The organism is Segatella baroniae DSM 16972 = JCM 13447, from assembly GCF_000426585.1.
Classification (GTDB): Bacteria; Bacteroidota; Bacteroidia; order Bacteroidales; family Bacteroidaceae; genus Prevotella; species Prevotella baroniae.
Genome location: NZ_AUFQ01000014.1, coordinates 68,609 through 89,094 on the forward strand (window position 1 = coordinate 68,609; position 20,486 = coordinate 89,094).

Consider the following 20,486-nt stretch of genomic DNA (forward strand, 5'->3'; position numbering starts at 1 on the left):
TAAAAATAATCTTGTAATGTATTAAGAGTTAAACCTTACGACGCTTTGGAGGGCGGCAGCCGTTGTGCGGCAATGGAGTCACGTCTACGATTTCCGTAACTTCGATGCCTGCACCGTGCACGGCACGGATGGCAGACTCACGGCCGTTGCCCGGGCCCTTCACATAGGCCTTCACCTTGCGAAGACCGAGGTCGAAAGCCACCTTGGCGCAGTCCTCGCCTGCCACCTGGGCGGCATAAGGAGTGTTCTTCTTTGAACCGCGGAAGCCCATCTTGCCGGCCGATGACCAGGAGATGACCTGACCTTCGCTGTTTGCCAAAGAAACGATGATATTATTGAACGAACTATGTACGTGGAGTTGACCGACTGCGTCGACGCGTACATTCTTCTTCTTGGATGTTGCTTTTGTCTTTGCCATAATAATTACCTCCTTAATTACTTAGTAGCCTTTTTCTTGTTAGCAACAGTCTTCTTCTTTCCCTTGCGGGTACGAGCATTGTTCTTAGTACTCTGACCGCGAACAGGAAGACCATTACGATGTCTAACACCACGATAGCAACCAATATCCATCAGACGCTTGATGTTCATTTGGATCTCGGAACGGAGATCACCTTCCACTTTGAATTCAGCGCTGATAATTTCACGGATTTTAGCTGCCTGGTCATCAGACCACTCGCTGACCTTCAGGTCGCGATTAACGCCGGCTTTATCCAATATCTTTGCTGAACTACTTCGACCGATACCATAGATGTAGGTCAATGCGATTTCGCCACGCTTGTTCTGGGGCAAATCTACTCCAACAATTCTTATTGCCATTTGTAAATTGAATAAAAATAATATAAAAACGTTTGATTCTCGTTAAAGAGCATGCAAAATTAATCATTAATTCAGCAACCAATGATTAATTACAAATCTTTAACATCAACCCTGGCGCAATTTGTACTTAGGGTTCTTCTTGTTGATAACGAACAGACGACCTTTGCGACGAACAATCTTGCAGTCGGGTGTGCGCTTCTTTAATGATGCTCTTGTCTTCATTGCTGTAATTGAATTATTTGTATCTGAATACGATTCTTCCTTTGGTCAAATCGTACGGACTCATCTCTACTTTCACTTTGTCTCCCGGAAGTATCTTGATGTAGTGCATCCGCATCTTGCCGGAAATATGAGCTATAATCTGCACACCGTTCTCCAACTCCACACGAAACATCGCGTTTGAAAGAGATTCAACGATGGTGCCATCTTGTTCAATAGCTGATTGCTTTGCCATAATGAATATTTGTGCTTCTAAATTTAATTGCCACTACGTAATGTCGCTCGCCGCAACAGGGATAAGCGGAATCATGCTTTGTGTAAATATTCCTCCAAATGGAAATCCTCACCACCTCGGCCGAATGTCAGGACAGAGGAGTCGAGTCATATCCATCCGGAGGATTGAAAGCAGGAGCGATATCCTGCTGTTGCAAGTCTATGGGCAATTGTAAATGCCGTGAGAGAACGATATATGAATATCAATCTCAGTAGGCAGATACGCCGCCTCTACTACGTGTACGACCCGAATTGAGAAGACCGTCATAATGGCGCATCATCAAATGGCTTTCAATCTGCTGCAAGGTGTCGATGACCACGCCGACCAAAATGAGAAGCGACGTCCCCCCGAAGAACTGGGAGAAAGCGTCCTGGACATTGAGGAGGTGGGCCAACGCCGGCATGACGGCGATGAAAGCGATGAAAAATGAACCTGGAAAAGTAATACGAGACATGATGGTATCAATATAGTCCGCCGTATCCTTGCCCGGCTTGACACCGGGAATGAAGCCGTTGTTGCGCTTCATGTCCTCTGCCATCTGCGTCGGATTAAGCGTAATCGCCGTATAGAAGTAGGTGAAGGCCACGATGAGGACCACATAGATACAATTATACAGCAAGCTGCGGTTGTCCATCAAAGAACGCATGAGCCACGAAGAGTTCTCTGCCTGGAAACGCACGACCACCAACGGAATGAACATCAATGCCTGGGCAAAGATGATTGGCATTACATTGGCTGCAAAGAGCTTCAAGGGGATATATTGACGTGCACCACCATATTGCTGGTTGCCGACCAGACGCTTTGCGTACTGAACAGGAACCTTGCGTGTCCCTTGCACCAGCAGAATGGATGCGCAAACAACTGCATAGAGAATCAGAATCTCGACAATGAACATTACGAGTCCACCACTGGATATGGCGGTGAAACGAGAGCCGATTTCCTGCACGAAAGCCTGTGGCAGACGTGCAATGATACCAATCATAATGATCAACGAGATTCCATTCCCCACTCCTTTGTCCGTGATGCGCTCGCCGAGCCACAGAATGAACATGCTCCCTGCCGCAAGGATGATGGTGGCGGGAATCATGAACACCGTCCATGAAATCCCCGACGCCAAAGCCTGGGTGGCCTGAACCTTCAGGTTGAGAAGGTAGGCGGGAGCCTGGAACAGCAAGATGGCCACAGTAAGCCATCTTGTGTACCAGTTTATTTTCTTATGGCCACTCTCGCCTTCACGCTGCAACTTCTGGAAATAAGGCACGGCGACAGCGAGGAGCTGCATAACGATAGAAGCTGAGATGTAAGGCATGATTCCAAGTGCAAACATGGATGCATTGGAAAATGCACCACCAGAGAACATGTCCAGAAGCGACATAAGGCCGCCTGCGGTTTGCGACTGAAGTTTGTCCAACATGCTCGGGTTGATGCCGGGAAGCACAACGAACGAGCCAAAACGGTAGATAGCCGTAAATAGAAGAACAACGAGGAGGCGCTGACGCAAGTCCTCGATCTTCCAACAGTTCTTTAGTGTCTCAATAAACTTTTTCATTTACTTAGATTATAGTTACATTACCACCAACGGCTTTGATTGCTTCTTCGGCCGTCTTAGAGAATGCATTCGCTTCAACATCAATTTTGGCCTTCAGCTCGCCGTTGCCAAGAATCTTCACCAGGCTCTTTGCCTTGGCAAGACCTGCGGCCACGAACTCTGCCTTGCCAATCTTGGTGAAGCCGTTGGCTTCGGCCAGAGACTGGAGGGTCGAAAGATTGACAATCTTGTATTCCTTATGGTTGATGTTCTTAAAGCCAAATTTGGGAACACGGCGCTGCAGCGGCATCTGACCACCTTCGAAACCAATCTTTCTCTTGTAACCAGAACGAGCCTTGGCACCCTTATGGCCACGAGTGGAAGTTCCACCGAGACCGGAACCCGGACCACGACCAATACGACGAGCAGAATGCGTAGAACCCTTAGCGGGCTTCAAACTATGTAAATTCATCATCGATTCGATTTAAAAATTAATTATTCAACTACGGTTACCAAGTGATGAACCTTGCGGATCATGCCACGAAGACTAGGAGTGTCCTCAACCTCAACAACCTGTGAGATCTTATGCAGACCCAAAGCCTTCAGAGTGCGCTTCTGGTCTATTGGATAACCAATCTTACTTTTAATCTGCTTGATTTTAATTGTTGCCATTGTTTGATATCCTATTAGCCGTTAAACACTTTGTCCATTGAGATGCCCCGGCAGCCTGCGACAGTATAGGCATCGCGCATTTCGCCAAGAGCCTGAATGGTGGCCTTCACGAGGTTGTGCGGATTGGAGGAGCCTTTCGACTTGGCAATCACGTCGGTGACGCCGGCACTCTCCAACACGGCACGCATGGCACCACCGGCCTTCAGACCGGTACCGGCTGCGGCGGGCTTCAGGAGAACCTGCGCACCACCAAACGAGCACTCCACTTCATGAGGAACAGTTCCTTTCAAAACAGAGACCTTCACCAGGTTTTTCTTTGCCGACTCAACGCCCTTGGAAATGGCAGTCGTGACTTCGCCGGCCTTTCCAAGACCCCAGCCGATTACGCCCTTACCATCACCTACAACGACGATGGCAGCGAAAGTGAATGTACGACCACCCTTCGTAACCTTGGTTACACGGTTGATAGCGACCAGACGGTCTTTCAATTCTACATCACTATTTACTTTTACTTTATCCATTGCCATAATCGTTTAAAATTTAAGGCCGCCCCTGCGAGCGCCATCAGCCAATTCCTTCACACGACCGTGATAGAGATAACCGTTACGGTCGAAGACAACAGACTCCACGCCTGCGGCCTTTGCCTTCTCGGCAACCAACTCGCCTACCTTGCCAGCCTGCTCACATTTAGCCATCTTTTCCAGGCCGAGTGAAGAGGCGGAAGCCAGCGTGTTGCCGGTCAAATCGTCAATAACTTGAGCATAAATCTGCTTGTTCGAGCGGAAAACGCTTAAACGTGGACGCTCTGCGGTTCCCTTGACACTCTTGCGAATGCGGAACTTTATCTTAATTCGTCTTTCAACTTTCTTTGTTGTCATAATTGCAAATTCAATTAAAATTACTTGGCTGCAGCTGTCTTACCAGACTTTCTGCGAATAACTTCACCCTTGAACAAGACACCCTTGCCCTTGTAAGGCTCCGGCTTGCGGAAAGAACGAATTTTTGCACAGATGAGACCCAGCAAAGCCTTGTCGCAAGATTCCAACGAGATGATTGGATTCTGGTTTCTCTCAGACTTCGTTTCGACCTTCACTTCGTTGGGAAGCTGGATGAAGATGGGGTGCGTATAGCCCAGAGAGAACTCCACGAGATTGCCCTGGTTGGAAACGCGATAGCCTACGCCCACGAGTTCCAAGGTCTTCTTATATCCTTCGCTTACACCGACAACCATGTTGTTCACCAGCGAACGATAGAGGCCGTGGAAAGCTTGTTTCTGCTTGATGTTTACAGGACTGTCCTCATCCACCTCGAAAGTGAGGTGACCGTCTGCGTTGCTGAATTTGATGGAGGGGTCTATCCATTGTGAGAGTTCACCCTTGGGGCCTTTCACCGATACTACATTCGTGTTCTTGTCGAAGTTTACCGTAACTCCTGCAGGAACTTCAATTGGCATTTTTCCTATTCTTGACATATTCAATCCTCCAATTAATAAATGTAGCAAAGAACTTCGCCACCAATCTTGAGGTCGGCAGCTTCCTTGTTGGTCATGACACCTTTGGACGTAGATAAGATTGCAATACCCAGTCCGTTGATAACTCGCGGCATGTCTTTGTAGCCGGTGTAGCGGCGAAGACCTGGCGTGGACACACGCTTCAAACACTTGATGGCGTTTTTCTTTGTTTCAGGATTGTACTTCAAAGCTACTTTGATAGTACCCTGGGGGCCATCCTCTATGAACTTGTAATTGAGGATGTAACCTTTCTCGAAGAGGATCTTTGTGATTTCCTTCTTCATGTTTGACGCAGGAACCTCTACGACACGGTGATGGGCCATGATCGCGTTTCTGAGTCGAGTCAGATAATCTGCTATTGGATCTGTCATAAAATATAAATGTTTAATTAATCGGGACTACCCCGACAATATTAAATAAATGGTCTTGTCGACGGCTCACAATAATTAGTGAATAGCACAGAAGAAAAGGTCTTCGTCGCTAATCACTAACAATCGTATGCCATTTTTACCAACTTGCCTTCCTTACGCCGGGAATGAGCCCTTGCGAAGCCATCTCACGGAACTGGATACGAGAAAGGCCGAACTGACGGATATAACCTTTGGGACGTCCGGTGATCTTGCAGCGGTTGTGCAGACGGATAGGGTTGGAATTCTTCGGGAAAGACTGGAGCTTACGAGCTGCCTCATAAGCCTCGGCCGGATCCTTGGCTGTAGCTATAACCTTTTTAAGAGCTGCGCGCTTTTCAGCGTAACGAGCAACGAGCTTCGCACGCTTTACTTCGCGGGCTTTCATTGATTCTTTTGCCATAATGCTTAATCGTTTTTAGCGTTCTTGAAAGGAAGGCCGAATCCCTTGAGGAGAGCATAACCTTCTTCGTCAGTCTTGGCTGTCGTCACGAAAGTGATGTTCATACCTTGGATGCGGTCAATCTCGTCGATGTTGATTTCAGGGAAGATGATCTGCTCCGTGATACCCAACGTGTAGTTGCCACGACCGTCGAACTTGCTCTGGATACCCTTGAAGTCGCGGATACGGGGCAAAGCCACGCGCACGAGCTTCTCCAGGAATTCATACATGCGCTCACGACGCAGCGTCACCATCACGCCGATTGGCATTTTCTTACGAAGCTTGAAGTTTGCGATGTCTTTCTTGGAGTAGGTGGCAACGGCCTTCTGACCCGTAATGGTCGTGATTTCGTTGACTGCGACATCGATAATCTTCTTGTCTTGTGTAGCGTCGCCCAATCCCTGGTTGATGACAATCTTCTGCAGTACAGGAGTCTGCATAGCTGAAGAGTAGTTGAATTGTTTCTGCAAAGCAGGTGCAATCACCTCTTTATATTGCTTCTTTAACTGTGCTGTTTCCATTACTTAATCACCTCCCCGGATTTTTTAGAGATACGAACAACGTTCTTGCCCTCGTGCTTGATGGCTACGCGAGTGGGCTTGCCGCTCTTCGGGTCAATTAAACTCAAGTTAGAAATATGGATGGAAGCCTCCTGCTTGACGAATCCTCCCTGAGGATTCTTGGCTGATGGCTTCATGCTCTTTGAGACGATGTTCACGCCTTCGACGATGGCACGGTTCTTTTCAACCAACACCTTGAGCACCTTACCAGTCTTGCCCTTATCGCCACCCGAAAGGACAACCACTGTATCGTTTTTCCTTATATGTAATTTACTCATTACTTTTAAAATTAAATGATTAAAGAACCTCAGGTGCCAAAGAAACGACCTTCATGTTCACTGCACGGAGCTCACGAGCCACCGGGCCGAAGATACGGCTGCCGCGAAGCTCACCTGCGTTGTTGAGCAGTACGCAAGCATTGTCGTCAAACCGGATGTATGAGCCGTCTGCCCGACGAATCTCCTTCTTTGTACGTACAATCAAAGCTTTAGATACCGCACCTTTTTTCAAATCACTTGAGGGGATGACATTCTTGACAGAAACGACAATGACGTCACCAACACTTGCATAACGGCGGCCGGTACCACCCAGGACACGAATGCAAAGAGCCTCGCGCGCGCCGCTGTTATCACATACTGTAAGTCTTGATTCTGCTTGTATCATAATTACTTAGCCTTTTCAACAATTTGAACTAATCTCCATCGTTTCGTCTTCGACAAAGGACGGGTTTCCATAATGAGAACGGTGTCGCCCATGTTGGCTTCGTTCTTTTCATCATGCGCATGGTATTTCTTTGTTTTCTGAACAAACTTACCATAAATAGGGTGCTTCTCCTTGAACTTAGCTGCAATAACAATGGTTTTATCCATTTTGTTGCTGACGACAACACCCTGTCTTACTTTTCTTAAATTTCTTGTTTCCATCTGGACCATTATTATTTGTTAAGTTCTCTCTGACGAAGTTCGGTTTTCATTCGGGCGATGTCACGACGAGTGGCCTTAATCTGAGATGGATTCTCAAGCGGAGCGATGGCGTGGTTCAGCTTCATCCGTGTGAGCTTTTCCTGAATCAACTCCAACTTCTCTACCAAATCCTTGGTTTCGAGTTCTTTTATTTCTTTACTCTTCATAACTAAGCGTTTTTATCGAAATCACGTCTTACAACAAACTTTGTCTTTACCGGCAGTTTCTGTGCTGCGAGACGGAGCGCCTCCTTTGCGATATCGAAACTTACACCTTCCACTTCAAAGAGGACACGTCCCGGTGTAACGGGAGCGACCCATCCTGCGGGGTCACCCTTACCCTTACCCATACGAACATCGGCAGGCTTGCGGGTGATGGGCTTGTCCGGGAATATACGAATCCATACCTGACCCTCACGGTTCATGTAGCGATTCACTGCCACACGGGCAGCTTCTATCTGGCGGCTGTCAATCCATTTGGCCTCAAGCGTCTTGATACCGAACGAACCGAAAGCCAACTGTGTTCCTCGCTGGGCATTGCCTTTCCTGCCGCGCCCATCCTGAGGTCTTCTATATTTTACTCTTTTTGGCTGTAACATGATAGCTTCTTACTTTTTAACGGTTATTGTTTCTCTTGCGATTACCGCGGCCGCTACGGCCACCATTGTTAGAACGGCCACCATTCTGTTTCTCCTGAGCAAAGTTAGGTGTCAAGTCTCGCTTGCCGTAGACTTCACCACGGCAAATCCAAACCTTGATGCCCAGCAGACCTACCTTGGTGAGGGCTTCTGCCTGACAGTAATCGATGTCCGCACGGAACGTATGCAGCGGGGTGCGTCCCTCCTTGAACATTTCCTTGCGAGCCATTTCCGCACCATTCAGACGACCGGTAATCTGGACCTTGATACCTTCGGCACCTGCGCGCATCGTATTCTGAACAGCCATCTTGATGGCGCGGCGATACGAAATCTTGCCTTCCACCTGACGAGCGATGTTGTTTCCTACAATATTAGCGTCAAGTTCAGGCTTCTTCACTTCGAAGATATTGATCTGAATGTCCTTGTTGTAGAGTTTTTTCAACTCTTCTTTCAATTTGTCAACGTCTTGACCACCTTTACCGATAACGATACCCGGACGGGCTGTGCAAATAGTGATGGTGACGAGCTTCAGCGTGCGCTCAATGACAATACGAGAAACACTTGCCTTAGCCAAGCGCTCGTTCAGATACTTGCGGATTTCACGATCCTCTACGATGTTGTCTCCGAAGTCCTTGCCACCGAACCAATTTGAATCCCAACCACGGATGATTCCAAGTCGGTTTGCTATTGGATTAACTTTCTGTCCCATTCTATCTATTATTTTTCGTCGTTAGTTTTGGCATCAACAAAGAGAGTCACGTGGTTGGAACGCTTGCGGATTCTGTAACCACGGCCCTGCGGTGCCGGTCTCATACGTTTCATTGTAACACCTTCGTCAACAAAGACTCTGCTTATATAGAGCTCTCCGTCTTCTGCCTTACGGTCGTTTTTTGTTTCCCAGTTGGCAACGGCCGAACGCAGAAGTTTCTCAACATCTACAGCAGCCTGCTTTTTCGAGAACCTGAGTACTCCGAGGGCGCGGTTCACCTCAAGGCCACGAATCATGTCTACGACGTAGCGCATTTTGCGTGGCGAGGAAGGAACACCCTTGAGCTTGGCGAAGTACTGGTTTTTGCGTGCTTCCTTTAATTTTTCAGCAGCGATATGTTTTCTTGCTCCCATTATCAATTCTTAATTTTAGATGGTTTAAACCCGCTTACCTCTTGTTGTTACCGGAGTGACCGCCGAAGCGACGTGTAGGCGCAAACTCGCCGAGCTTATGGCCTACCATGTTCTCGGTAATGTAAACAGGGATAAATTTGTTTCCGTTATGAACTGCAACAGTGTGTCCCACAAAGTCCGGGGATATCATTGATGCTCTGGCCCATGTCTTGACAACATTCTTCTTGCCACTTTCGTTCATGGCAAGAACCTTCTTCTCAAGAGAAACGTTGATATATGGACCTTTTTTAAGTGAACGACTCATAATTTACTCTTTATTATTTCTTGTTAGCTCTTTCGATAATATACTTGTTGGAAAGCTTCTTCGGTGCGCGTGTCTTGAGACCCTTGGCGTACAGGCCCTTGCGTGAACGCGGATGTCCACCGGACTGACGGCCTTCACCACCACCCATCGGGTGATCGACAGGGTTCATGACAACACCACGGTTGTGAGGACGGCGACCCAACCAGCGGGAGCGACCAGCCTTACCAGACTGTTCCAGAGCATGGTCGGAGTTACCCACACTACCAACAGTAGCCTTACAAGCAGAGAGAATCTTACGAGTCTCACCGGAAGGAAGCTTGATTACACAATAGCTACCTTCACGAGAAGTCAACTGAGCAAAATTACCAGCCGAACGAACGAGCAAAGCACCCTGCCCCGGACGCAATTCAATGTTGTGAATTACAGTACCGACAGGAATGTTTGCCAAAGGAAGTGCATTACCGACTTCAGGGGCAGCTTCTGCACCCGACATCAATGTAGTGCCTACTTGCAGTCCGTTAGGAGCAATAATGTAACGTTTTTCACCATCAGCGTAGAAAAGCAGGGCAATGCGGGCAGACCTGTTCGGGTCGTACTCGATTGTCTTCACTACAGCTGGAACACCATCTTTCTCTCGCTTGAAGTCGATCAGACGATACTTCTTCTTGTGACCACCGCCAATGTAGCGAACGGTCATCTTACCGGTGTTGTTTCGACCACCGGTAGAACGCTTACCGTAAACGAGAGACTTTTCTGGCACGGATGCAGTAATATCCTCGAACGTGCCAATAATCTTGTGTCTTTGTCCCGGAGTTACCGGTTTTAATTTACGTACTGCCATTTTTTATTTAAATATTGCTGTAAAAATCAATTGTTTCGCCATCCTTGATGGTCACGACGGCTTTCTTGAACGCATTTCTCCGTCCCCTCACGAGACCCGTCTTGGTGTAGCGGCTTGAACGCTTGCCGGCGTAGCGAAGTGTGTTCACTTCTTCAACTGTAACATTATACAGACCCTCGACCTCTTTCTTAATCTGGAGTTTGTTAGCCTCAGGACGAACGATAAAGCCATAACGGTTTGGCCTCTTTTCTGTAATTTTGGTCATCTTCTCAGTGACCAGAGGTTTGATGATAAATCCCATATCTAATTTCTCCTTTTATTTGATTAAGACAGTTTCGATTGCCTTCAATGAACTTTCTGCTATGACAAGAACATCTGCATTCAAGACTTTGTAAGTATTGAGTGTAGATGCGGGCATAACTTCAGCACCCTGTAAGTTACGAGCGGACAAATATACGTTTTTATTTGCTTCTGGCAAAAGGACGAGAATCTTCTTGCCTTCGACTTTAAGATTTTTAGTGATATTTATAAAATCTTTCGTCTTCGGAGCTTCCAATGTAAAATCTTCGACAACAACAATGCCGTTGTCCTGAGCCTTGTAGGAAAGGGCCGACTTGCGAGCCAACACCTTGACTTTCTTGTTCAATTTGAAGTCATAGTTGCGTGGCTTGGGGCCGAACACGCGACCACCGCCGACGAGCACCGGAGAATTGATGTCGCCTCGACGTGCGCCACCGCCGCCCTTCTGACGACCGAGCTTGCGTGTGGAGCCGCTCACTTCGCTTCTCTCCTTCGTCTTCGCAGTACCCTGACGCTGTGCTGCCAGATACTGTTTTACATCGAGCCAGAGGACGTGATCGTTAGGCTCTATTCCAAAGATAGCCTCATTCAGGGTTACCTTTCTGCCGGTCTCCTGACCGTTGATATTCAAAACACTAACTTCCATTATTTCTCAATTAAAACAGTTGAACCTTTGCATCCAGCGAAAGAACCCTTTACGATGAGAAGATTCTGTTCTGGAATTACCTTTAACACCTGAAGATTCTGAGTGGTGACTCTGTCACCTCCCATTTGGCCGGCCATGCGCATGCCCTTGAACACCTTTGCAGGATAAGAGCAGGCACCGATGGAACCTGGTTTGCGGGCACGGTCATCCTGTCCGTGGGTAGACTGTCCTACTCCACCGAATCCATGACGCTTGATAACGCCCTGGAAACCTTTACCTTTGGATGTACCCACCACGTCGACAAACTTGCTGTCTCTGAAGATGTCCACCGTAATCGTGTCTCCGAGGTTGTATTCCTCATCAAACTTGAACTCGGCCAAGTGCTTTTTAGGTGTTGTGCCTGCCTTCTTGAAGGTTCCCATCAGAGGCTTTGAAGTACGCTTCTCCTTCGCCTCACCGAAACCCAGCTGAAGGGCCTTGTAACCGTCTTTTTCTACTGTCTTGACTTGGGTTACAACACAAGGACCTGCTTCGATAACAGTGCACGGCACATTCTTGCCGTCGGCACTGAAAACGGATGTCATTCCGATTTTTCTTCCAATTAATCCTGGCATTTCAATATAATTTATAAATTTAAAAATCCGCTATTCAATTCATTAAACCTTGATTTCCACTTCTACGCCTGAAGGCAATTCCAGTTTCATCAGCGCGTCAACGGTCTTGGCGGTAGAGCTGTAGATGTCGATGAGACGCTTGAAGTCGGAGAGCTGGAACTGCTCGCGCGACTTCTTGTTAACGAAAGTACTACGGTTTACAGTAAAGATACGCTTGTGGGTGGGCAATGGAATGGGGCCGCTGACGATGGCACCCGTAGCCTTCACAGCCTTTACAATCTTTTCGGCTGACTTGTCAACCAGCTGATGGTCGTAAGACTTCAGCTTGATTCTGATTTTCTGACTCATAAAATATTAGTGTAATTAAATTTATTATATAAGAAAAGAGAAACATTGTTTAAGAGTCATTCGCTAAACAATGTCTCTTTTCCGGTTGGTTTTCAACGATTATACGAGATCGGCATGGCCTTTCACTTCCTCCAATACAGCTTTGGCTATGCTGGAAGACAACGGCTCATGGTGGTCGTATTCCATCGTGCTGGTGGCACGTCCGGAAGTGATTGTACGGAGGGCCGTCACATAACCGAACATTTCAGCCAAGGGAACCATGGCTTTGACGATACGGGCGCCGCTTCGGGCCTCTTCCATACCTTGCACCATGCCGCGGCGCTTGTTCAAGTCACCGATGACGTCACCCATGTTCTCTTCTGGAGTAACGACCTCCACCTTCATGATGGGCTCCATCAATACAGGCTTGGCCTTCGGGCAAAGAACCCTGAACGCCTGATGGGCAACCAACTCGAAAGACAACTGGTCGGAGTCTACGGGGTGGAAGCTACCATCGGTCAGCGTCACCTTCATGCCGGTCATCGGGAAGCCGCCGAGCACACCGTTCTTCAGGCAATCCTGGAAGCCCTTCTGCACTGACGGAATGAATTCCTTGGGCACGTTGCCACCCTTGACCTCGTTGACGAACTGCAAGTCGCCTTCCGTGTAATCTTCATCCTTTGGACCGATGGTCACGTCGATGCAAGCGAACTTACCACGACCTCCGGACTGCTTCTTGTAGGTTTCGCGGCTCTGGGCTGTACCCATGATGGCTTCCTTGTAGTTCACCTGGGGCTTGCCCTGGTTACATTCCACCTTGAACTCACGCTTCAGACGGTCGATGATGATATCCAAGTGCAACTCACCCATACCGGAGATGATGGTCTGTCCGCTCTGCTCGTCGGTACGCACGGTGAATGTCGGGTCTTCCTCGGCCAACTTTGCGAGTCCGTTGTCCAGCTTCGTGATGTCGGCCTGGCTCTTCGGTTCCACTGCGATGGAAATCACGGTGTCGGGGAAGGTCATGGATTCGAGCACGATGGGATGGGCTTCGTCGCAAAGCGTGTCACCCGTGCGGATATCCTTGAAGCCCACACCTGCGCCGATGTCGCCGGCGTCGATCGAGTCCATGGGAATCTCCTGCTTTGAGTTCATCTGGAACAGACGGCTGATGCGTTCCTTCTTACCCGAACGCGGGTTGTAAACGTAAGAACCGGCGGCAATCTTACCCGAGTAGACGCGGAAGAACACCAGTCGACCCATGAACGGGTCTGTGGCAATCTTGAACGCAAGAGCTGCCGTAGGCGCTTCCTCCGAAGGCTTGCGGTCTTCCTCCTCATCTGTATCGGGATTCGTACCGACGATGGCCTCCGTATCCAGCGGAGAGGGCAGGAATGCGCATACATAGTCGAGCAAAGGCTGAACGCCCTTGTTCTTATAGGAAGAACCCAATGTCATCGGAGTCAGCTCCATGGCAATGGTACCCTTGCGGATGGCCGCAATCAGCATTTCTTCCGGAATATCCTTTCCTTCAAGATACAACTCCATCAACTCGTCGTCGAAATTGGCTGCGCTCTCAACCATCTTGTCCCTCCACTCGTTCGCCTCATCAACGAGGTCGGCGGGGATGTCCTCGATGTCATATTCCGCGCCCATGGTTTCGTCATGCCACAGGATGGCCTTCATCTTGATCAGGTCCACGACGCCTTTGAAGTTCTCTTCCGCGCCGATGGGAATCTGGACAGGGCACGGGTTGGCACCCAAGATATCCCTCATCTGCTGCACAGTCTCGAAGAAGTCCGCACCCGAGCGGTCCATCTTGTTGACATAACCGATGCGGGGGACATTGTATTTGTCAGCCTGACGCCATACGGTTTCCGACTGAGGCTGAACGCCATCGGCGGCAGAATATGTAGCGACGGCTCCATCGAGCACACGCAGCGAACGCTCCACCTCGGCAGTGAAGTCCACGTGCCCCGGGGTGTCGATCAGGTTGATCTTATAGGAATTACCCTTGTAGTTCCAGTTGCAGGTGGTTGCGGCCGACGTAATCGTAATACCTCGCTCCTGCTCCTGGGCCATCCAGTCCATGGTGGCGGAACCATCATGCACCTCACCAATCTTGTGAGTCTTGCCCGTATAGAACAGAATACGCTCAGAAGTTGTTGTCTTACCGGCATCGATGTGCGCCATGATACCGATATTACGAGTCAAATGTAAATCGCGATTTGCCATTTTCTTTTGTTACCTTTCTTTTTTAGAATCTAAAATGAGCGAATGCACGGTTAGCCTCGGCCATACGGTGCATATCTTCCTTACGCTTGAACGCTCCACCCTGGCTGTTGTAGGCGTCCATGATCTCAGCGGCAAGCTTGTCTGCCATCGATTTGCCACTGCGCTTGCGGGCAAAAGCGATAAGATTCTTCATAGAAATGCTCTCCTTGCGCTCCGGACGGATTTCGGTCGGCACCTGGAAAGTGGCGCCACCGATACGACGGCTCTTCACCTCCACCTGCGGAGTGATGTTGTCCAAAGCCTGCTTCCAGATTTCGAGGGGCGACTTCTCTTCCTTCGACATCTTGACTTTCACGGCGTCAAGGGCATTGTAGAAAATCTGATAAGAGATGGTCTTCTTGCCATCATACATCAAGTGATTCACGAACTTCGAGACCTTCTGGTCGTTGAAGACGGGATCCGGAAGGATCACACGCTTCTTTGGTTTTGCTTTTCTCATTATTGAAAATAAAAAAATTTGTAGTCTGCGGAGGCTGTAATAATGTCTTGTCTTCAACGTCCGCTCCCGGACATTTACTCAACCTGTGTTAACAATTCTCCAGCAAAACAACTAAAAAATAAAAAAAATGTAGAGCTCCCAGCCCTCAGCCTTGTGGCTCTCGGCTCTCAGCTCTCAGCCAAATTACTTCTTGGCTGCCTTTGGACGCTTGGCACCATACTTGGAGCGGCGCTGTGTACGGTTGGCAACACCGGCGGTATCCAACGTACCACGAACGATGTGATAGCGCACACCGGGAAGGTCCTTTACACGACCACCACGAACCAAAACGATCGAGTGCTCCTGCAGGTTGTGGCCTTCTCCCGGGATGTAGGAGTTGACTTCCTTCTGGTTTGTCAAACGAACACGGGCAACCTTACGCATTGCCGAATTAGGCTTCTTGGGAGTTGTCGTATAGACACGAACGCAGACGCCACGACGCTGAGGACATGAGTCCAACGCCGGCGACTTGCTCTTGTCTACCAAAACCCTTCTGCCTTTTCTTACCAATTGTTGAATTGTAGGCATAATTTTACTTTTAAGATTTATATATTTATTTTGTTTATAATCAGAGAATTACAAAAACGGGTATAATACCCCCCATTTCGGGCTGCAAAGGTAGGAAGTTTTTTTCAAACCACCTAACTAATATTACAACAAACAAACAAACGAATACGTTATTTAACACAATATAATCATTCTTCAACCTTTGAAATAGGCAGAAGAACTACACAGGAGCAGCAATTGCAACGTCACGCCTGCGCGCCGCCGTTGCCGAACGGCGCCACGATGCGTTCTTCCTGTATGCCCAAGTCAATCTTGCCGAACTCCTGTTCATATTTCATGAGGTTCTGCTGCAGGGCGGCGGCCAACCGCTTGGCGTGCTCCGGGGCCATGATGATGCGGCTGCCGACCTCGGGCTTCGGCATGCCGGGCAGGATGGTGGCGAAATCGAGGACGAAGTCGCTGTGGGAATGGCTGATGAGTGCCAGGTTGCTGTACTTCCCGACAGCCACTTCGGGCTTTATTTCAAGATTGATTTCAGGTGCTTGGTGGATCTCTTCCATGTCTGATTAATAGTTTTTACGGTATAATGTTGTAACGACAGCCAATGGCCGGCCCTCATTGGGCGGACATTGCACAGCAAAGGTAAAGGAAAAAGGAGAAAAAAGCAAATGGATTGCAAGTTTTTAACCGACCAACAATTTTTTCCCAAAATCCGACATGGCTCCATAACAAAAAAAGAAGGGCCAACGCTTTGGCCCTCTGTCAAGTCTGGCTTCTCACGAAGCTTTTCTACATAAACATTTTACATTTTACTTGATTTTCAATGAGTGATTTAACAGAAGCCGACAATCAGTATCTGCAAGTCCACGGGCTACTCTTCCAAACTTTCATCATCATCAAAGAACCCTTTTTTAGCGCATGCCGGTTCCGTTGCGGGATCGTCACTGATTTTCACCGAGGTCGAACCGGCCAGAATGCTGCTTGTCAATTCAAGTCTAACTACTTGGGTGCTGGGGGGGTGACATATATCTTTTTCATTGTTGTTGATGGTTTTAATGGTTGTTCGTTGTAGGGGGCGTGATGAATCACATCCCCCTACATGCGTCAATGCACGATCTTTTTACCGTTACCGATGTAGATACCCTTGGGCTGACCTTGGAGCGTAGTACCGATGTAACGCCCCTGTAGGTCGTAGTAGCGCATGGTGCCGTCCTGGTCGGTGGTCTCAATGGCGCGCAGGCCGGTGGTCTCGCCGTCGATGATGATGGAGAGCTGCTTGGCGCCTGAGGTCTTCGGACAAACGACATAGGCATGATAGGCGGGAACCGTGGCGGTGGGATAGTCCGTCGTCACCTTGTGGAACTTGCCGTCGTCTTGCAGGATGTAGGCGTTGGCGGCGGCGGCAGCGGCGTTGTCCAAGCCGGCTACCGTGCCCGTGAAGCTGTGGCCTGTGCCTGCGGCGGTCTGCTTCAGGACGTCGGCCTTGTAGGCTTTCACCTGTATGTTCTCGCCGCCGAGCTGTGGCACACCGTCGGCAGTAATCAGGTAAGGCTTGTAGGCTTCGAGCTTATCCTTCGCATCCGCGAAATGGACTGCGCTGTTGTCGCCGCCCGAGAGGGTGTAGGCCTTGAAGCCGTTGGCGGGCAGCTCGTAGGGCAGGCAGATGGTGGCCTTTCCGCTTGCGGCGAACGTGCGCTCGTAGGTCGCCCTGGCGGCGATGAAGTCGAGCCCGATGGGCAGCGACTGGCCGTCGGTGAGGCGGAAGTCGTCACACGCCCAGCGACTGTTCGCCGTATCATAATAAACGTAGTTGGTCTCTGCCTTGCCGGTCTCGCGGTAGGGGCCCGGCGTCTCGCCCAACGGCTGTGCCCAGTGGCATTGGTCGGTGCGATTGCCTTGCAGGAGCTTCGCCACGTGGCCGTTCTTGAGTTGCTCGGCGGTTACCCTGTCGCCCTGTACCTTGCCGCAGGCGTTCAGGTAGTAGCAGTTGGTGATGCGCGTAAAGCCGGTGCCCTCGTTCAGCTCACTTTCCGAGCAGAAGGTGTGGCTAGTTTTGTCGTGGTCGAGGGCGTTGTTGGTGCCGAGGTAGAGGCAGTTGTTCAGCGTGCAGGCGGCATCTTTGTGCCTATGAGCTATAAATCCGGATATAGTTCTATATGTACCGCCATTCAGGTCGGACGTGGCGTGGAAGTTTCCCTTGACTAAGCAGTCGTTAATGGTGATATGGGCAGTGTCATCCGGCCATTGAAGTATGCCTGCCAATGAGCTGCTCCCCTTGAGGTCCACGTCGATGACGCAGCCCGAAACGGTGGTGTTGCCATACGCGTAATTAATTAATCCTGCCGCCTGACTACCGCGCGACTGTGGGTCGTCCGGTTTTTTTAAGGTCAGCGTGATGCTGCCCTTGATGCGCAGGTTCCTGATGGTGGCGTCCTTCACGTTCTTGAAAGGGGCTCTTTCGTCGTCCGGGGTAGTCCAGTTGTAAGAGAGCGTGTGGCCCTGTCCGTCGAACGTGCCTTCGTAAATGTTGGGCAAGTAATAGCCCAGCATCAGGATTTCCTCGCCGAGGTCGACATCCTGCGTCAGCTTGGCGTCGACGCCGGTCTGTCCGTCGTTCACAAGTTCGCGGAACGCCTTCCAGTCTTCCTTCGAGGCGATTTCGTAGCAGTCTTTTTCGGTGATGCTGACAGCCACCTGCTTGTCGGCTGTTACGGTGGTGGAGGCGTTGAAGCCGTCGGCAAAGGTCAGTCCGGTGTAGTAATGGTGTGGGTTGTAGCTGTTGCCGAGGGCTTCCTGCAAGGTGGGCAGACTGACGGTGCCACCCTTGTTGGCGTAGCGCGCGGCTTTTACCTCGTTGTTGTAGGTGAATGCCACCTGATATACTTTCTTTGCCGAGTTGTCGAAGGCGATGAGCCGCGGCTCGTTGTCGGTGCCGAGCGTCTGTCCCCAGAACTGCGTGTCTCTGCCGTTCTGCAACTTGTAGGCCACGTAGCCGTTCTTGAGCTGCTCCTCGGTTATCTTCTCGCCCTGCTCATTGCCGCAGGCGTTGAGGAAGTAGCAGTTGGTGAGGGTGGCTTTGTCGGCAAAGGTGTTGCTTCTTTCAGTGGCGTTGTTTGTGCCGGCGTAGAGGCAGTTGGTCAGCTTGCAGGTGCCATACTGACCATATACAAATCCGCCCATGCCTTTCTTGCCATTGTCGGTCGTGGCGTGGAACTTTCCCTTGACGAGGCAGTCGGTGAACTCAACACTGGCACCGCTGGTTACATGGTGAACCATGCCCGAAGCGTCGCATCCGGCATTTTTATCATAGCTGCTCGTGAGATCCACATTGCTGACGCAGCCCGAGATGGTGGTTGCGCCATCCACGGAATAAATCAATCCGGACAACCCATAAGTGTTCGACTTGATATACCCTTCGGTGCGCAGGTTGCGGATGGTTGCGCCCTTCACATTCTGGAAAGGTGCTAATTGTCTGGCTGAAACGCTATTCCAGTTGATCTTCAGCGTATGTTCCCCTCCGTCGAACGTGCCGGAATAGTTTCTGGTCACGCCCACCATCACGATGTCCGAGCCGAGGTCGACGTCCGCCGTCATCTTGGCGTCGAGGCCGGCCTGTCCGCCGTCCACGAGGGCGCAGAACGTCTTCCAGTTGTCCTTCGAGGCTATCTCGTAGGCTTCCTTATGGTTGAAGAGCACTGCCACGGTCCGGTCGGCGTTGACGGTGGTTGAGCCGTTGAAGTCGCCGCCAAAGGCGATGGTATAAAAATGGTGCTCGTTGTAGCTGCTACCCATGAGGTCCTTTGCGGTAAAGGTGGGCATGCCGCCGTGGATACCCTTGCCGTTGGTGGCGTAGCGCGTGGCTTTCACCTGGTCGTTGTAGCTGAAGTCCACCTTGCAGACGTGCTTCTCGGCTTTGTCGGTGAGCTGCGGCTCGTCGTTCGTGCCGAGCAACTGTCCCCAGATGTTTTCCGTGCGCTTGTTCTGAAGCAGATAAGCCACCTCGCCGCTCTTGAGCTGCTCCTTCGTTACCTGCGTGCCCTGCTTATCGCCGCAGGGGTTGAGGTAGTAGCAGTTGTTGAGGGTTGAGCCAGAGTAGGGGGCGAAGGTCCTTGACCATCTGGTTCCATTGTTCTCGCCGGCGTAGAGGCAGTTGTTCAGGGTGCACTTACCATACAGAAGATGTACAAATCCGCCGATGCTTTCCTTGCCTTTCTCTGTCGTGGCGTTGATCTTGCCCTTGACAACGCAGTCGGTGATGGTAACATTGGCATTATCCCTTACGCATTCAACCATGCCCGCCGCGTCGCATGAGGCATTGCCATAGGTGCTCGTGATGTTCACCGCGCTGACGCAGCCCGAGATGGTGGTGTTGCCATAGGCGCTTTGAACCAATCCTGACAAGAAGTACGAGCTTGACTTAATCTCTCCTTCGGTGCGCAGGTTCTTGATGGTGGCGCCGTCCACAGTGTAGAAGGGGGCTAACCAGCCTGATGTGTCATTCCAGTTGATTTTCAGCGTATGTCCCTGTCCGTCGAACGTGCCGGCGTAATGATTGCCCACCTGCCAAATGTCGGAGCCGAGGTCGACGTCCGCTGTCATCTTGGCGTTGAGCTTGGTCTGTCCGCCGTTGACGAGGTCGCGGAACGCCTTCCAGTCAGCCTTCGAGGCGATTTCGCAGACTACCTTGTGGGTGAAGCTTACTGCCACCTGCTTGTCGGCGGTCACGCTGGTGGAGCCGCTGAAATTGTCGGCAAAGGTCAGTCCCGAGTAATAATGCTGTGGGTTGTAGCCCGTGCCCAGAATTTCCTGCACGGTGGGCATGGAGCCGTAGATGGCCTTGTTGCGCGTGGCGTAGCGCGTGGCGCGCACCTGGCTGTTGAAGGTGAAATCCACCTTATAGACCCGCTTCGCGCCGTCGGCGGTGAGCAGGGGCTCGTCGTCGCTGCCGAGGTTCTGGCCCCAGACGTTTTCCGTGCGCTTGTTCTGAAGCAGATAGGCCACCTCGCCGTTCCGGAGCTGCTCGGC

31 protein-coding genes are annotated in these 20,486 nt (G+C 50.3%); all 31 read right to left on the minus strand.

Annotated features, from left to right (window positions below; all coding sequences use genetic code 11):
• Positions 1 to 28: 28 nt before the first annotated feature.
• On the minus strand, positions 29 to 418 hold the full coding sequence (gene rpsK, locus K334_RS0109620) for a 30S ribosomal protein S11 (protein WP_021589341.1): 390 nt from the start codon (positions 416 to 418) through the stop codon (positions 29 to 31).
• A 17-nt stretch (positions 419 to 435) separates the two neighbouring features.
• Complete coding sequence (rpsM, locus tag K334_RS0109625) at positions 436 to 816, minus strand: 30S ribosomal protein S13 (protein ID WP_025882003.1); 381 nt, start codon at positions 814 to 816, stop codon at positions 436 to 438.
• Positions 817 to 921: 105 nt separating this feature from the next.
• Positions 922 to 1,038 carry a 50S ribosomal protein L36 gene (gene rpmJ / locus K334_RS14510; RefSeq protein ID WP_006950529.1) on the minus strand — a complete coding sequence of 39 codons (117 nt, stop codon included), beginning with the start codon at positions 1,036 to 1,038 and terminating at the stop codon, positions 922 to 924.
• A gap of 13 nt (positions 1,039 to 1,051) precedes the next feature.
• The gene (gene infA, locus K334_RS0109630) at positions 1,052 to 1,270 is read right to left on the minus strand and encodes a translation initiation factor IF-1 (protein ID WP_004341775.1); all 219 of its coding nucleotides are present in this window, start codon (positions 1,268 to 1,270) and stop codon (positions 1,052 to 1,054) included.
• 247 nt (positions 1,271 to 1,517) lie between these two features.
• On the minus strand, positions 1,518 to 2,858 hold the full coding sequence (secY, locus tag K334_RS0109635; protein ID WP_027444883.1) for a preprotein translocase subunit SecY: 1,341 nt from the start codon (positions 2,856 to 2,858) through the stop codon (positions 1,518 to 1,520).
• Positions 2,859 to 2,862: 4 nt separating this feature from the next.
• Positions 2,863 to 3,309, minus strand: coding sequence for a 50S ribosomal protein L15 (gene rplO, locus K334_RS0109640; protein WP_025882001.1), 447 nt, complete (start codon positions 3,307 to 3,309; stop codon positions 2,863 to 2,865).
• Positions 3,310 to 3,332: 23 nt separating this feature from the next.
• Complete coding sequence (rpmD, locus tag K334_RS0109645) at positions 3,333 to 3,509, minus strand: 50S ribosomal protein L30 (RefSeq protein WP_025882000.1); 177 nt, start codon at positions 3,507 to 3,509, stop codon at positions 3,333 to 3,335.
• Positions 3,510 to 3,523: 14 nt separating this feature from the next.
• The gene (rpsE, locus tag K334_RS0109650; protein WP_021589313.1) at positions 3,524 to 4,036 is read right to left on the minus strand and encodes a 30S ribosomal protein S5; all 513 of its coding nucleotides are present in this window, start codon (positions 4,034 to 4,036) and stop codon (positions 3,524 to 3,526) included.
• 6 nt (positions 4,037 to 4,042) lie between these two features.
• Entirely contained in the window at positions 4,043 to 4,387 is a 345-nt protein-coding gene (rplR, locus tag K334_RS0109655) for a 50S ribosomal protein L18 (protein ID WP_021589324.1), read from the minus strand.
• 20 nt (positions 4,388 to 4,407) lie between these two features.
• Complete coding sequence (gene rplF, locus K334_RS0109660) at positions 4,408 to 4,980, minus strand: 50S ribosomal protein L6 (RefSeq protein WP_025881996.1); 573 nt, start codon at positions 4,978 to 4,980, stop codon at positions 4,408 to 4,410.
• 14 nt (positions 4,981 to 4,994) lie between these two features.
• A complete protein-coding gene (rpsH, locus tag K334_RS0109665) occupies positions 4,995 to 5,390 on the minus strand; it encodes a 30S ribosomal protein S8 (protein WP_021589333.1) in 396 nt (131 codons plus the stop codon).
• A 136-nt stretch (positions 5,391 to 5,526) separates the two neighbouring features.
• Positions 5,527 to 5,829 (minus strand): 30S ribosomal protein S14, encoded by a 303-nt coding sequence (gene rpsN, locus K334_RS0109670; protein WP_021589338.1) that lies wholly within the window; start codon positions 5,827 to 5,829, stop codon positions 5,527 to 5,529.
• Positions 5,830 to 5,834: 5 nt separating this feature from the next.
• Positions 5,835 to 6,389: a 50S ribosomal protein L5 gene (gene rplE, locus K334_RS0109675; protein WP_021589318.1), complete on the minus strand. Its 555-nt coding sequence runs from the start codon at positions 6,387 to 6,389 to the stop codon at positions 5,835 to 5,837.
• Positions 6,389 to 6,706, minus strand: a complete 318-nt coding sequence (rplX, locus tag K334_RS0109680) for a 50S ribosomal protein L24 (protein WP_021589315.1) — start codon at positions 6,704 to 6,706, stop codon at positions 6,389 to 6,391. Before rplX ends, rplE begins: the two co-directional genes overlap by 1 nt.
• 19 nt (positions 6,707 to 6,725) lie before the next feature.
• On the minus strand, positions 6,726 to 7,091 hold the full coding sequence (gene rplN, locus K334_RS0109685; protein ID WP_004369535.1) for a 50S ribosomal protein L14: 366 nt from the start codon (positions 7,089 to 7,091) through the stop codon (positions 6,726 to 6,728).
• Positions 7,092 to 7,093: 2 nt separating this feature from the next.
• The gene (gene rpsQ / locus K334_RS0109690; RefSeq protein ID WP_081658077.1) at positions 7,094 to 7,360 is read right to left on the minus strand and encodes a 30S ribosomal protein S17; all 267 of its coding nucleotides are present in this window, start codon (positions 7,358 to 7,360) and stop codon (positions 7,094 to 7,096) included.
• A 2-nt stretch (positions 7,361 to 7,362) separates the two neighbouring features.
• Positions 7,363 to 7,557 carry a 50S ribosomal protein L29 gene (gene rpmC / locus K334_RS0109695; RefSeq protein WP_025881994.1) on the minus strand — a complete coding sequence of 65 codons (195 nt, stop codon included), beginning with the start codon at positions 7,555 to 7,557 and terminating at the stop codon, positions 7,363 to 7,365.
• A gap of 2 nt (positions 7,558 to 7,559) precedes the next feature.
• Positions 7,560 to 7,988, minus strand: a complete 429-nt coding sequence (rplP, locus tag K334_RS0109700) for a 50S ribosomal protein L16 (protein WP_021589320.1) — start codon at positions 7,986 to 7,988, stop codon at positions 7,560 to 7,562.
• Between the two features lie 16 nt (positions 7,989 to 8,004).
• Positions 8,005 to 8,736: a 30S ribosomal protein S3 gene (gene rpsC / locus K334_RS0109705; RefSeq protein ID WP_021589354.1), complete on the minus strand. Its 732-nt coding sequence runs from the start codon at positions 8,734 to 8,736 to the stop codon at positions 8,005 to 8,007.
• A gap of 8 nt (positions 8,737 to 8,744) precedes the next feature.
• Complete coding sequence (gene rplV / locus K334_RS0109710; protein WP_021589321.1) at positions 8,745 to 9,149, minus strand: 50S ribosomal protein L22; 405 nt, start codon at positions 9,147 to 9,149, stop codon at positions 8,745 to 8,747.
• Between the two features lie 34 nt (positions 9,150 to 9,183).
• Entirely contained in the window at positions 9,184 to 9,453 is a 270-nt protein-coding gene (gene rpsS / locus K334_RS0109715) for a 30S ribosomal protein S19 (protein ID WP_021589326.1), read from the minus strand.
• 13 nt (positions 9,454 to 9,466) lie between these two features.
• Positions 9,467 to 10,294 (minus strand): 50S ribosomal protein L2, encoded by an 828-nt coding sequence (gene rplB, locus K334_RS0109720; protein WP_021589355.1) that lies wholly within the window; start codon positions 10,292 to 10,294, stop codon positions 9,467 to 9,469.
• Positions 10,295 to 10,301: 7 nt separating this feature from the next.
• Positions 10,302 to 10,595 carry a 50S ribosomal protein L23 gene (rplW, locus tag K334_RS0109725; RefSeq protein ID WP_021589317.1) on the minus strand — a complete coding sequence of 98 codons (294 nt, stop codon included), beginning with the start codon at positions 10,593 to 10,595 and terminating at the stop codon, positions 10,302 to 10,304.
• Positions 10,596 to 10,610: 15 nt separating this feature from the next.
• Entirely contained in the window at positions 10,611 to 11,240 is a 630-nt protein-coding gene (gene rplD / locus K334_RS0109730; protein ID WP_025881987.1) for a 50S ribosomal protein L4, read from the minus strand.
• Positions 11,240 to 11,854, minus strand: a complete 615-nt coding sequence (rplC, locus tag K334_RS0109735) for a 50S ribosomal protein L3 (RefSeq protein ID WP_025881985.1) — start codon at positions 11,852 to 11,854, stop codon at positions 11,240 to 11,242. The genes rplD and rplC overlap by 1 nt, the downstream gene beginning before the upstream one ends.
• A 42-nt stretch (positions 11,855 to 11,896) precedes the next feature.
• Positions 11,897 to 12,202, minus strand: coding sequence for a 30S ribosomal protein S10 (gene rpsJ, locus K334_RS0109740; protein WP_006283658.1), 306 nt, complete (start codon positions 12,200 to 12,202; stop codon positions 11,897 to 11,899).
• A 99-nt stretch (positions 12,203 to 12,301) separates the two neighbouring features.
• Positions 12,302 to 14,416: an elongation factor G gene (fusA, locus tag K334_RS0109745; RefSeq protein WP_021589351.1), complete on the minus strand. Its 2,115-nt coding sequence runs from the start codon at positions 14,414 to 14,416 to the stop codon at positions 12,302 to 12,304.
• Between the two features lie 22 nt (positions 14,417 to 14,438).
• Positions 14,439 to 14,915 (minus strand): 30S ribosomal protein S7, encoded by a 477-nt coding sequence (gene rpsG, locus K334_RS0109750; protein WP_021589343.1) that lies wholly within the window; start codon positions 14,913 to 14,915, stop codon positions 14,439 to 14,441.
• A 183-nt stretch (positions 14,916 to 15,098) separates the two neighbouring features.
• Positions 15,099 to 15,482: a 30S ribosomal protein S12 gene (rpsL, locus tag K334_RS0109755; protein WP_025881971.1), complete on the minus strand. Its 384-nt coding sequence runs from the start codon at positions 15,480 to 15,482 to the stop codon at positions 15,099 to 15,101.
• Between the two features lie 224 nt (positions 15,483 to 15,706).
• A complete protein-coding gene (locus K334_RS0109760) occupies positions 15,707 to 16,021 on the minus strand; it encodes a DUF3467 domain-containing protein (RefSeq protein ID WP_021589334.1) in 315 nt (104 codons plus the stop codon).
• Between the two features lie 544 nt (positions 16,022 to 16,565).
• On the minus strand, positions 16,566 to 20,486 hold a 3,921-nt coding region (locus tag K334_RS15030; RefSeq protein ID WP_161625385.1), incomplete at its 5' end, for a filamentous hemagglutinin.

What these genes read in the sequence shown, in the direction of transcription:
- rpsQ (WP_081658077.1), bottom strand. Translation starts at nt 7,360, where the DNA reads ATGGTCCAGATGGAAACAAGAAATTTAAGAAAAGTAAGACAGGGTGTT.
- rplN (WP_004369535.1), bottom strand. Translation starts at nt 7,091, where the DNA reads ATGATACAAGCAGAATCAAGACTTACAGTATGTGATAACAGCGGCGCG.
- fusA (WP_021589351.1), bottom strand. Translation starts at nt 14,416, where the DNA reads ATGGCAAATCGCGATTTACATTTGACTCGTAATATCGGTATCATGGCG.
- K334_RS0109760 (WP_021589334.1), bottom strand. Translation starts at nt 16,021, where the DNA reads ATGGAAGAGATCCACCAAGCACCTGAAATCAATCTTGAAATAAAGCCC.
- rplD (WP_025881987.1), bottom strand. Translation starts at nt 11,240, where the DNA reads ATGGAAGTTAGTGTTTTGAATATCAACGGTCAGGAGACCGGCAGAAAG.
- rplC (WP_025881985.1), bottom strand. Translation starts at nt 11,854, where the DNA reads ATGCCAGGATTAATTGGAAGAAAAATCGGAATGACATCCGTTTTCAGT.
- rpsL (WP_025881971.1), bottom strand. Translation starts at nt 15,482, where the DNA reads ATGCCTACAATTCAACAATTGGTAAGAAAAGGCAGAAGGGTTTTGGTA.
- rpsS (WP_021589326.1), bottom strand. Translation starts at nt 9,453, where the DNA reads ATGAGTCGTTCACTTAAAAAAGGTCCATATATCAACGTTTCTCTTGAG.
- rpmD (WP_025882000.1), bottom strand. Translation starts at nt 3,509, where the DNA reads ATGGCAACAATTAAAATCAAGCAGATTAAAAGTAAGATTGGTTATCCA.
- rplW (WP_021589317.1), bottom strand. Translation starts at nt 10,595, where the DNA reads ATGGGATTTATCATCAAACCTCTGGTCACTGAGAAGATGACCAAAATT.
- rplR (WP_021589324.1), bottom strand. Translation starts at nt 4,387, where the DNA reads ATGACAACAAAGAAAGTTGAAAGACGAATTAAGATAAAGTTCCGCATT.
- rpsM (WP_025882003.1), bottom strand. Translation starts at nt 816, where the DNA reads ATGGCAATAAGAATTGTTGGAGTAGATTTGCCCCAGAACAAGCGTGGC.
- rpmC (WP_025881994.1), bottom strand. Translation starts at nt 7,557, where the DNA reads ATGAAGAGTAAAGAAATAAAAGAACTCGAAACCAAGGATTTGGTAGAG.
- rplE (WP_021589318.1), bottom strand. Translation starts at nt 6,389, where the DNA reads ATGGAAACAGCACAGTTAAAGAAGCAATATAAAGAGGTGATTGCACCT.
- rplF (WP_025881996.1), bottom strand. Translation starts at nt 4,980, where the DNA reads ATGTCAAGAATAGGAAAAATGCCAATTGAAGTTCCTGCAGGAGTTACG.
- rpsG (WP_021589343.1), bottom strand. Translation starts at nt 14,915, where the DNA reads ATGAGAAAAGCAAAACCAAAGAAGCGTGTGATCCTTCCGGATCCCGTC.
- rpsJ (WP_006283658.1), bottom strand. Translation starts at nt 12,202, where the DNA reads ATGAGTCAGAAAATCAGAATCAAGCTGAAGTCTTACGACCATCAGCTG.
- infA (WP_004341775.1), bottom strand. Translation starts at nt 1,270, where the DNA reads ATGGCAAAGCAATCAGCTATTGAACAAGATGGCACCATCGTTGAATCT.
- rplV (WP_021589321.1), bottom strand. Translation starts at nt 9,149, where the DNA reads ATGGGAGCAAGAAAACATATCGCTGCTGAAAAATTAAAGGAAGCACGC.
- rpsK (WP_021589341.1), bottom strand. Translation starts at nt 418, where the DNA reads ATGGCAAAGACAAAAGCAACATCCAAGAAGAAGAATGTACGCGTCGAC.
- rpsE (WP_021589313.1), bottom strand. Translation starts at nt 4,036, where the DNA reads ATGGCAATGGATAAAGTAAAAGTAAATAGTGATGTAGAATTGAAAGAC.
- secY (WP_027444883.1), bottom strand. Translation starts at nt 2,858, where the DNA reads ATGAAAAAGTTTATTGAGACACTAAAGAACTGTTGGAAGATCGAGGAC.
- rplP (WP_021589320.1), bottom strand. Translation starts at nt 7,988, where the DNA reads ATGTTACAGCCAAAAAGAGTAAAATATAGAAGACCTCAGGATGGGCGC.
- rpsH (WP_021589333.1), bottom strand. Translation starts at nt 5,390, where the DNA reads ATGACAGATCCAATAGCAGATTATCTGACTCGACTCAGAAACGCGATC.
- rplB (WP_021589355.1), bottom strand. Translation starts at nt 10,294, where the DNA reads ATGGCAGTACGTAAATTAAAACCGGTAACTCCGGGACAAAGACACAAG.
- rpmJ (WP_006950529.1), bottom strand. Translation starts at nt 1,038, where the DNA reads ATGAAGACAAGAGCATCATTAAAGAAGCGCACACCCGACTGCAAGATT.
- rplO (WP_025882001.1), bottom strand. Translation starts at nt 3,309, where the DNA reads ATGAATTTACATAGTTTGAAGCCCGCTAAGGGTTCTACGCATTCTGCT.
- rplX (WP_021589315.1), bottom strand. Translation starts at nt 6,706, where the DNA reads ATGAGTAAATTACATATAAGGAAAAACGATACAGTGGTTGTCCTTTCG.
- rpsC (WP_021589354.1), bottom strand. Translation starts at nt 8,736, where the DNA reads ATGGGACAGAAAGTTAATCCAATAGCAAACCGACTTGGAATCATCCGT.
- rpsN (WP_021589338.1), bottom strand. Translation starts at nt 5,829, where the DNA reads ATGGCAAAAGAATCAATGAAAGCCCGCGAAGTAAAGCGTGCGAAGCTC.